The organism is Pseudolactococcus raffinolactis NBRC 100932, assembly GCF_001591765.1.
Classification (GTDB): domain Bacteria; phylum Bacillota; class Bacilli; order Lactobacillales; family Streptococcaceae; genus Pseudolactococcus; species Pseudolactococcus raffinolactis.
Window position 1 is genome coordinate 1 of record NZ_BCVN01000050.1, and the last position, 9,793, is coordinate 9,793.

Consider the following 9,793-nt stretch of genomic DNA (forward strand, 5'->3'; position numbering starts at 1 on the left):
TAAATATTGAAGATAGCCATCAGTATCTACTGGATATTTTATTTTTATTTCTTCCATGCTAATTCCCTTAATCAAATCTTCTATGTTATATATATGTTATTTGCAAAGAAAAAGCCCTAGAAACATGAATTTCTAGAGCTTTTTCAATGTTTACTTATTTCACTTCTTCAAAGGTAAATCCGCTCCATGGTTTAATGTAGTCAAGTAAGAACAACTCATCATCAGAAATGCGACCAACGACATTGATTTGACCTTGGTTTGGCATATCTTTAAGGGCGATTTGTGTTTCACCTTTGTATTGACCAAATTCGACATTGCCTATCAAGATATCACCACGCTTGATGTCTCTTGTATCGTGTGCTGGGAATTCTTTATCTTTATGCCAGACACGTGTCATTGTTGACCGTAAGATATATTCACTGCGATCGCCACGGTAGCTGTGTTCACTTTCAAATAAAACAATTCGTTCATTGTCTGTGATTGACGCACTTGGGACAATTTTCAAAGCAGGTTCAGCCGCAAAGAAAGCCTCGCTCATGGCTTTGATTTCTGCTTCACTCGCATAAGCATTGGCAATTGTGATGTCGTTAATACCACCCAATAATTTCATATGCTTAACTTGTGTCGCAATGTCCAAATCACGATGACGTTCAAGACTGACAAGACCATCACTGAAAGGCCATGGACCAAATGTTGCATCATGTGAATTGACAAATGCCATGGTGTTCAAGTTATATTGGTTAAATTTCTTGGTGCAGTAAATAAAGTGATCCAGTGCCAAACCAGAGTAACGCATTGGATAGAAATTATGACTTCCCAACAAGAGTTCAGGATTTGGTGAGTAGCTCATGATGTTATCGACATAATTTGTCCCTTGGCTCATGTTGATTTCAACTTTGATGCCGTAAGGATTACGGGTCATTTTAGCTTCTTCAGCACCTGTAAAACCGAGGTCTAGACGGATACCGTCAGCCCCCATGTCATTGAAGAACGAAAGATCATCATATGACACACCAAGTTGTTCAAAAAGCGCTGGATTGATATCTACCATGACTTCCATGCCAAGTGAATTGGCATAATCAACAGGTTTCTTGAAACCTGCAAGAACTTCATCCTTATCACCATTGATTTCAAGTAGGCTTGTAAAGACGCGTTTAAAACCATATTGATGCGCTAAATCCAGATAAGCTTTATCCTTTTCAAATGTACTGCGTTCTGGATAAATAGAAATGCCAAGTTTTCCCATGTGTTTCCTCCATTTGGCGCTTTGCGCCTTGTTTAAATATTGTAATAAGGTGTAGATAAGACGTTCCCACATCTTATGAAAACGTTTTATAGTGTCATTATAACAAAAAAATTGGTCTATGCCAATTTTTAGAATAAAAAAATATTATTTTAGCCGCATGGCTAATATTAATGTGTTGCCTTTTTATTGTTGCCTGCCTTAACCAAAATATTTGAAGAGGAAAAATCCAGTGATGATAAAAATAATCATCCAGAGGATTGAAATAATCGTCCCGAGTTTGGCAAATTGATGACCTTTCAAGTCATGGGCATCAATATGTTCAAAAGCAGTCAAGCTAAAAATCAGTCCTGGAAGGGCTGTGATTGGAATAATCGCCAAAATAAGACCAGCAACAGCGGCCTTACTAACGGGTTGATTTTGAGTTGGTTTTGAATTTCTCATATTAGCTTAATTCTATCAAAATTTGTGACAAATGACAAGATTGCTTATCACTTTTCTTATAACCTGCCACCCTATATTTTTCTAAAAGATGATACAATAAACTTATGTTAGCTTTTATCAAAAAAAATAAAATTGCGCTTATTTGCAGCTTCTTCATTCCGCTCCTAATCATGCTCTTGAACTTTGCCTTAATTGGCATTTATTGGGGGAGCGATAAGACAGTTTTAGCCGGTGATGCCTACCACCAGTACGTCGCTTTTCACGCGCTCTTTTCAGATATTTTACATCATGGCTCAGGCTTCTTTTACACCTTCACCAGTGGTTTGGGGCTGAACTTCCTTAGTTTTTCATCCTATTATTTAGGCAGCCTGCTCATGCCACTGACTTATTTTTTTAACGCTTCAAATATGCCTGACGGCCTTTATCTGCTAACCCTACTTAAATTTGGTTTGATCGGACTATCTGGCTTTGTCGCTTTCAAAAATATGTACCGTGTCCTGTCAAATTGGCTCATCATCAGCTTATCCAGTGCCTATGCCCTCATGAGTTTCATTGTCAATCAATCCGAAATCATCATGTGGCTCGACGTCTTTATCTGGCTCCCCCTCATCATCTGTGGCCTCCACAGCATGATGGCGCAAGGCAAACGCCGACTTTATTACGTAAGCTTAACCCTACTTTTCATCCAAAATTACTATTTTGGCTTTATGATGGCACTCTTTCTCATCGGCTATTTCTTAGTCAGACTCAGCTTTGACGGCTGGTCTTGGCGTAAAACGCTAGATTTTGCTATCACATCGCTCCTAGCAGGCTGCACCAGCCTCATCATGATTCTACCCATGTATCTCGATTTGAAAGCCAACGGCGAAAGCTTTACCAAAATCACCGAACTCTTTACAGAAAAATCCTGGTACTTCGACGTTTTCGCCAAAAACTTCGTCGCAAGCTATGACACCACCCAGTACGGCGCTGTACCCACGATCTATATTGGCCTACTCCCGCTACTTCTCGCAACCCTCTTCTTTGTTACCAAATCCATCCGCCTACGTACAAAATTTTCCTACCTCGCCCTCCTCAGCTTTATCATCGCCTCCTTCTACCTGCGCCCGCTGGACCTCTTCTGGCAAGGGATGCACACACCCAACATGTTCCTCCACCGCTATAGCTTTGTCTTTAGCCTATTAATCATTCTCATGGCAGCTGAAACATTGACACGACTGTCAGAAATCCGTCTCCATTGGCTTGGATTAACTGTCTTTGCCTTGTCAGCAGGCTTTGTAGCGACAGCAGTCAGTCGACATTATGCTTATATCAAAGGTCTTAATCTCTCCTTAACCCTACTATTTGCCTTAGCATATTTGATTATCATTATCGCTAATCGCAAAAAATGGCTTCTACCAAACGCCTTCCCCATTTTTATTGCCATTTTCATGATTTTCGAATTAGGTATCAACGGCTATTATCAACTCAACGGTATCTCTGAAGAATGGCACTACGCCTCACGGACTTCCTATGATGACCACACTAAGAAAATTCAGCCAGCAGCTAAAGCAATTGCGAAAGATACCGATTTTTATCGCATGGATGAGACTAAGCCTGACACTGCCAATGATGGTATGAAATATGGTTACAAATCACTGGGTCAGTTCTCCTCTGTGAGAAATCGTAAATCCTCAGCCACACTTAATCTCCTTGGTTTTCAATCAACTGGCACTAATCTTAATCTTCGCTATCCACTTAATACCTTACTTATGGATTCAGTTTTCAATATCCGATATAACCTCAATACGACACAACCTGATAAATATGGCTTTATTCCGTCCAATCCTGCCCTCCCTAATCTGACACAAAACTCCTACGTCTTACCGCCTGCCATTTTTGTCGAAAATGGCTACAAAGATGTCAAATTAACAGAGAAAAATATCTTGGCCAATCAAACCAAGTTTGTCAACCAACTATCTGGAACAGATACAACATTTTTCGAACAGTTTTACATCGATAAAGAAACGACAACTGGTACTATCACGGGCGGCAAAGGTCGAGTAACGCTGACTCAAAAAGGTAGTGATGATATCACACTTTCCTATACTGTGACAGCACCTGCCGGTGGGCAAGCCTATCTCAAACTTTCTGATGTCACCTATCAAAATACCGAAGCCGAGTACGTCAAAGTCAGCATCAATGGTCGCACCACCTTTATCAATACCAACGATACCGGGGCTTTCATCAACTTAGGTTATTTTGAACAAGCAACACAAGTCGCCATTACTTTAACTTTTCCAGAAAATCGATATGTTAATTTTGACACAACAGAATTCTGGACCATGCTAGATAGCACTTATACGGCGACGATTCATAAACTTAAGTCTAATCAAGTCACTGCCAAAGCCATTAAAAATGGGCTAGAAGCTACCGTCTCTGCCAATACCAACGGCGATTTGTTTCTGACACTACCTTACGACAAAGGATGGGCTGCTAAGGTAGATGGTAAATCTGTCAAAATCAAACAAGCTCAAACTGGTTTCATGACGGTGCCTATTTCAAAAGGAACGCATACGGTCAAGCTCACCTTCATCCCACAAGGGCTCAAACTTGGTAGTCTTTGCTTTGCCCTAGCTTTGATTAGTTTCATTTACTATGATCGTTACAGCAAAAAACACATCCGTCAAGGCAAACTTGGCTGATGTGTTTTTTAGGTGAGGAGATTGGCGAGAAAGCCACTCCCGTGAATAAGGAGATAGGAGTAAAGGTATATCGGTAGGGGTTTTGCGACGAATATCGTAAATAAGAAGTATTTCCAGGTCATTTTGGTTTGACTAGAAATTAATACTAAGGCATCGTCAGGTGCGACAGGTAGAAGAATTGCGATAAAAAATAGAATATCGTACTTCTTTTGACCTTTATCGACCCAACTCATGTACTTATTATAATGTTTTTCCTTGATAAAGGTTTTAGCCAGAACAGAACCATAGACACGCCCCATGTGAAAGAGGATGATTGATCCGATGACAATGCCGACATAGTTATAGAGAAAGCCGACATAAGGGCCAAAGATCATCACGCCTGCTGCTGTCGTAATCCCACCTGGAATGATTGGGATTACAACTTGGATAATTTGTAGACCAATGAAAATGAAGGGACCCAGAATATAATGCGCCATGACAAGTTCTGATAGCGCCTGAGGATCACGTAAAATATCGATACGATAAAGGTAGTAACCGCCAATCAAACAAGCAATAATCCCAAGAATTGAGATTACATTAAAAATTTTCTGGACGATTTTTAAAACCTTTTCGTTCATATCCTATTTTTCCTATCCCTATTTACCTGATTAGAAAGCCTTTAGACTGCGATTGATCGCCAAGTACTCTAAATAATTTGTGTTGTCTGTCAAAACATCAAATGATTAAACTGTAACATCTTCCTTACGACCTTTTAGATAAATCATTTGTTCTTTGGTCCAATCAGTTAATTGCTCTTTAAAAGGTTGAAAGCCAATTTTATTGGCTGGATTATTAAAGTGAAATCTCCGCTGAACATGATGCGTTTGTGGATGTTTTTCTAACGTCCTCAAACTGAGTGAAATTTTACCATTGAACTCATCAACGTCAATCACCTGCGCCTGACAAGTTTGTCCAACCTCAATCACATCGTGAATATCCGCAACATACCCTGATTTGATTTCTGAGATATGAATCAAGCCACGATGTTTGCCAAATTTGACAAAGGCACCGTATTTTTGTAAACCAGTAATTTCAGCCTTAATAATATCCCCAATTTTAATAGGTTTATCAGTCATGGTCTTATTTTTTCTCTAAATCGATGCTGATGATTTCAACATCATTTTCTGGTTTATCTTGAGAACCTGTTGGTTCTTTTGCAATGCGGTCAAGCGTTTCAAAACTTTCAGCGTTAGCTAATTGACCGAAAACAGTGTGACGACCATCTAAATGCGGTGTACCACCAGCTGTGTAGATTTCAGCAATTTCTTCTGGCCAGCCACCTTTAACAAGGGCAGATTTATCGTAAGGAAGGTTTTCATTTTGAACGATGAAAAATTGGCTACCATTTGTATTAGGACCAGCATTAGCCATTGAAAGTGCTCCACGGATGTTGAAGACATTTTCAGAAAATTCATCTTCAAATTTTTCACCATAGATTGATTCACCACCCATGCCTGTCCCTGTTGGGTCGCCACCTTGGATCATGAAATCACGTATGATACGGTGGAAAATCACACCATTATAATAGCCTTTTTCTGCCAATTCAACGAAATTTTTAACTGTTTTAGGTGCAACATCATCAAATAATTTAACAGTTAAATCTCCAAGGTTAGTATGAATTGTAGCGACTGTGCCAGTATAGTTTGCTAGATCTGTTTGTGGGTAAGTGATTGTCATATTATTTTTTCCTCTTTCTGTGCTGGCGTTCGGGCCAGGCGGTGTCTTTCGCGAACTGATGTACGCTCAAAGTGTTTTATATTGTTATAGAATGTTAAGTGCTTTCAAAGCCTTTTCTATACCATCGTTTTCAACGGTGTCTGTAATGTAGTCCGCCATTTCCAAAATTTTAGGATGGGAAACTTTCATGGCAACGGATAGACCACCAAGATCGAAAAGTTCGACATCGTTTAAGCCGTCTCCAAAATTCATCACGTTTTCGACACTTAAACCTAATTGGTCTAGTACTTGTGAAACGCCTACTGCCTTACTGCCGTTCAATGGCACAATGTCAGATGAGTGCTCATGCCAACGCACCATTCGAACACTTTCAGACAGTTTTTCGGGCAAGATAAGCTGATCATCATGCTCTGACATGGTTACCATTTGGTAAATATCATGTGTCAAATGATAATCTGGATCAATTGGTAATTGACCATATATCGGCTCAATAGCTGATTGCATCGTATCAGACCAAGCAGAGGCAACAACCTGATCGGCACCGTAAACAACATACTCAGCCGAAGATGACGTCAACCATTCTACGATATCTAAAACCACTTTTTGGGGAAGTGACTGTTTATAAATTACTTGATCCGACTTATCTATCACATAAGCACCATTTGCCGTGACAAAGAAATCAGGATGCAATGCTTTGATTTCTGGTACCACACCACAAAGATTTCTTCCAGTTGCAATACCTGTTAAAATACCTTTTTGATGTAGCATCTCAAAAATATGAGTTAGAGATGCTGGCATAAAACCAGTATCTTTCACGCGTAGCGTATCATCAATATCAAAAAAAATAATTTTGATATCTTTCGCTTTGTTTAATAATTTTTCCATGTCCCTATTATATCATTTTCAAGCAATTTTGTGCTTAATGGCATAAATCGCAGCTTGTGTGCGATCTTCTACTTGTAACTTAGACAGGATATTTGATACATGTGTTTTAACGGTTTTCAGTGAAATATAAAGCTCATCCGCAATTTCTTGATTGGACAAGCCCTTAGCGATTTCTTTTAGAACTTCTGCTTCACGTGCCGTTAAATCTTCATGTAGTTCTGGTTGGGCGTTTTTCTTTTCATAGATTTTAGCCCGAACACTTTCCGAAATGACATCTTGACCTTCCGCAATCTTGCGAACAGAAGCGGCAATTTCATGAGCCTGAGACGTTTTCAAGATATAACCTTTGACACCCGCTTCAAGGGCTGGAAAGATCTTTTCATCATCCAAAAAGCTGGTCAAGATTAAAATCTTAGCTTCAGGATTTTCAAGTAGAATGGCTTTTGAGGCCTCTATACCATCCATCTCATCCATGACTAAGTCCATTAAAATCACGTCCGGCCGATGTTGTTTAGCTTTTTGAACGCCATCTAAACCATTAACGGCTTCTGCCACGACTGACAAATCGTCCTGCATATTGAGATAGCTTGAAAGTCCCAGACGCACCATTTGATGGTCGTCTACGAGCATGACTGTTATTTTTTCCATCTTCATTCCTAACTTATTTAACCTTTGGGATTACAATTTTAACGACTGTTCCAGCTCCGGGCGCAGAGTTCAACTCAACAGTCCCACCCAAAGAAAGTGTCCGCTCCCTGATATTTTTCAAACCTTGACTAGCCGTCTTACCTACTGTCGGATCAAACCCAACACCATCATCCTTGACCACAAGCACCAACATCCCTGCCGTTTGACTAAAAGAAATATGGATATTTTGCGCTTTGGCATGGCGTAGCGTATTCGACAGCAATTCTTGCGTCATTCGGAAAATGTTGTTTTCGATATTTTTATCAGCCTTGATTTCAGCAATATTAGCTGATATTTTCGCAGATATTTTGGCTTGAAGTTCATCTATTAGCGCATTCAGACCTTCAGTCAAGGTCTTATCTGCTAACTCTGATGGTCGCAAATGCAGTAACAAAGCCCGCATCTCATCTTGTGCCTCATGCAAAATTTTCAAGGTCAAAGTCGCCTGACTGGTGATTTGTTTCGACGTCAAATTCGGGTTATCGACCACAGAAGATAAGATCATGGTCGCCGCAAATAATTCCTGACTAACTGAATCATGCAGTTCTCGTGAAATCCGAATGCGTTCAGCCTCAACAATCGCCGCCTGCTCTATATTTTGGGTGACAGAGAGATTTTGCAACTCCAGAGACATCTCCTGCATCCTTTTAGAAAGGGGCTGTAGACTCTCGAGTTCTGGGTTTTCATTACTTAGGATTTTATCAATATCATGCGTCAAGCGTGACTTCTCCTCGCCATATTGCATCAAAAAGAAGACGGCGTAGACGAGCGTTAAAACTGCCGAGACAGTCAAGGTCAGCCAGGTCGTTTTGACATCAAATAAGTTGATGTTGAGCAGACTGAGCAAGGCTATGGTAGCACCCAAAGTGATAAGAAACCAAGTGATGAAACTCGCGACAATATTGCGTTTTAAGATCATCTCTGTCTATCCTTTGACTACTTCTACATTACCACGACCGACATGTACAGTGATTCGGATGCGTTTATCCGATGTGCCAAACTCTTCCGTCATATATCTGACGTGTTCTGTATTGACCTTGGTAATATCATCGTAAATTTTGACAACGCCTGAAAGAGCCGTCACATCTAGCATGACCGCCACATCTTCAGGTACGATAATTTTCGTATTCCCAGATGCTTTTTTAATGGTCAAATCATTACCCGTCGGTTGAAAAGTCGTGCAACCCAAGTCGATAACATCATTGCCAGACAAGCGAGAGACAGCATTTTCAGACTGGTTATCAAAAATGGCACGGCGTTCAAATCCCGTGTCCTCTGATTTGTGAAATCTTGGGTCATTAACAGAGGTATAAGTTGTGCTAGATGATTTCCAAAAGAGAATCGCCGCAATCACAGGAAAGAGCAAGGCCAGCCAAGTATAGCCATTAGCCACAAACATAATCAAGGCAACAACACCAAAACCGATGGCGATTTGTTGCAGGACTTTTTGCGCCGTCCCCGAATTGACATGATTTGAGAGATAGCCCAAAAACAGACCAATCGCAAGAACAACTAGAAAGATAGGATTTCTAACTAAGGAGATTCCCAAGAGAACGAGCAATACAATTTCTATGATAATGAAAAGCTTAAATTTATTCATACTTCCATTTTACCATTTTAAGGGTTAAAAAAATCAGCCATTAGACTGATTTCTTTTTAATGCTAAGCAGATCTCGTTTAATCATGATCCATAACAATAATTTCTGGTTTTTGCGAAATATACTCTGGCACTTTTGTTGCAAATGTTAAAAGTGTTTGGTTCTTATTATGGTTGTCAAGTGCTTGCGCATCTGACCATTTTTCAATCATCATAAAAACGTTGGGTTCAGTATGTGATTCGAATAAATCGTAAGCAAGACATCCGGCATCAGTTTGGCTGGCTTTGATTAAGTTTAAAATATCTTCTAGAAAGTTTTCTCTTTTTTCTGGCTTAATGGTAAATTTAGCATTGACGATTTTCATGGTTATCCCCTTTTTTTCTGCCGCCTTAATTGTTTGATTAGTCAATAGTTGATCAGTCAATTATATCTCATCACTTGTCATTTGTAAAAATATTTAACTCTCAAATTCAAAAAAATCCTGTTTGTGTCATCAAGAACACAAACAGGATTTAATATCAAGTAAGGCTGAGAGA

The 9,793-nt window shown here is 39.8% G+C and carries 11 protein-coding genes; 1 reads left to right on the forward strand and 10 read right to left on the reverse strand.

Annotation, left to right across the window (positions count from 1 at the left end; genetic code table 11):
• Positions 1-154 precede the first annotated feature (154 nt).
• Both LRA01S_RS09745 and LRA01S_RS09750 read right to left on the reverse strand, forming a co-directional pair.
• On the reverse strand, positions 155-1,246 hold the full coding sequence (locus LRA01S_RS09745) for a DUF871 domain-containing protein (protein WP_061775437.1): 1,092 nt from the start codon (positions 1,244-1,246) through the stop codon (positions 155-157).
• 198 nt (positions 1,247-1,444) lie between these two features.
• Positions 1,445-1,687 carry a hypothetical protein gene (locus tag LRA01S_RS09750; protein WP_061775438.1) on the reverse strand — a complete coding sequence of 81 codons (243 nt, stop codon included), beginning with the start codon at positions 1,685-1,687 and terminating at the stop codon, positions 1,445-1,447.
• 104 nt (positions 1,688-1,791) lie between these two features.
• Here LRA01S_RS09750 and LRA01S_RS09755 point away from each other — a divergent pair, with 104 nt between their 5' ends.
• Positions 1,792-4,371 (forward strand): YfhO family protein, encoded by a 2,580-nt coding sequence (locus LRA01S_RS09755; protein ID WP_061775439.1) that lies wholly within the window; start codon positions 1,792-1,794, stop codon positions 4,369-4,371.
• An 8-nt stretch (positions 4,372-4,379) separates the two neighbouring features.
• Here the strand turns inward: LRA01S_RS09755 and LRA01S_RS09760 are convergent, their stop codons facing one another.
• From LRA01S_RS09760 to LRA01S_RS09795, 8 genes are all read right to left on the reverse strand, one after another.
• A complete protein-coding gene (locus LRA01S_RS09760; protein WP_061775440.1) occupies positions 4,380-4,988 on the reverse strand; it encodes a TVP38/TMEM64 family protein in 609 nt (202 codons plus the stop codon).
• Positions 4,989-5,093: 105 nt separating this feature from the next.
• Positions 5,094-5,486, reverse strand: a complete 393-nt coding sequence (locus tag LRA01S_RS09765) for a CvfD/Ygs/GSP13 family RNA-binding post-transcriptional regulator (protein ID WP_061775441.1) — start codon at positions 5,484-5,486, stop codon at positions 5,094-5,096.
• 4 nt (positions 5,487-5,490) lie between these two features.
• Positions 5,491-6,081 carry a peptidylprolyl isomerase gene (locus tag LRA01S_RS11335; protein WP_061775446.1) on the reverse strand — a complete coding sequence of 197 codons (591 nt, stop codon included), beginning with the start codon at positions 6,079-6,081 and terminating at the stop codon, positions 5,491-5,493.
• Positions 6,082-6,171: 90 nt separating this feature from the next.
• Complete coding sequence (locus LRA01S_RS11340; protein ID WP_061775442.1) at positions 6,172-6,972, reverse strand: Cof-type HAD-IIB family hydrolase; 801 nt, start codon at positions 6,970-6,972, stop codon at positions 6,172-6,174.
• An 18-nt stretch (positions 6,973-6,990) separates the two neighbouring features.
• On the reverse strand, positions 6,991-7,620 hold the full coding sequence (locus LRA01S_RS09780; RefSeq protein ID WP_061775443.1) for a response regulator: 630 nt from the start codon (positions 7,618-7,620) through the stop codon (positions 6,991-6,993).
• A gap of 13 nt (positions 7,621-7,633) precedes the next feature.
• Positions 7,634-8,578, reverse strand: coding sequence for a sensor histidine kinase (locus LRA01S_RS09785; protein WP_061775444.1), 945 nt, complete (start codon positions 8,576-8,578; stop codon positions 7,634-7,636).
• 6 nt (positions 8,579-8,584) lie between these two features.
• Positions 8,585-9,259 carry a cell wall-active antibiotics response protein LiaF gene (liaF, locus tag LRA01S_RS09790; RefSeq protein WP_061775445.1) on the reverse strand — a complete coding sequence of 225 codons (675 nt, stop codon included), beginning with the start codon at positions 9,257-9,259 and terminating at the stop codon, positions 8,585-8,587.
• A 77-nt stretch (positions 9,260-9,336) separates the two neighbouring features.
• Positions 9,337-9,681, reverse strand: a complete 345-nt coding sequence (locus LRA01S_RS09795) for a putative quinol monooxygenase (protein WP_239519154.1) — start codon at positions 9,679-9,681, stop codon at positions 9,337-9,339.
• Between the last annotated feature and the right edge of the window lie 112 nt (positions 9,682-9,793).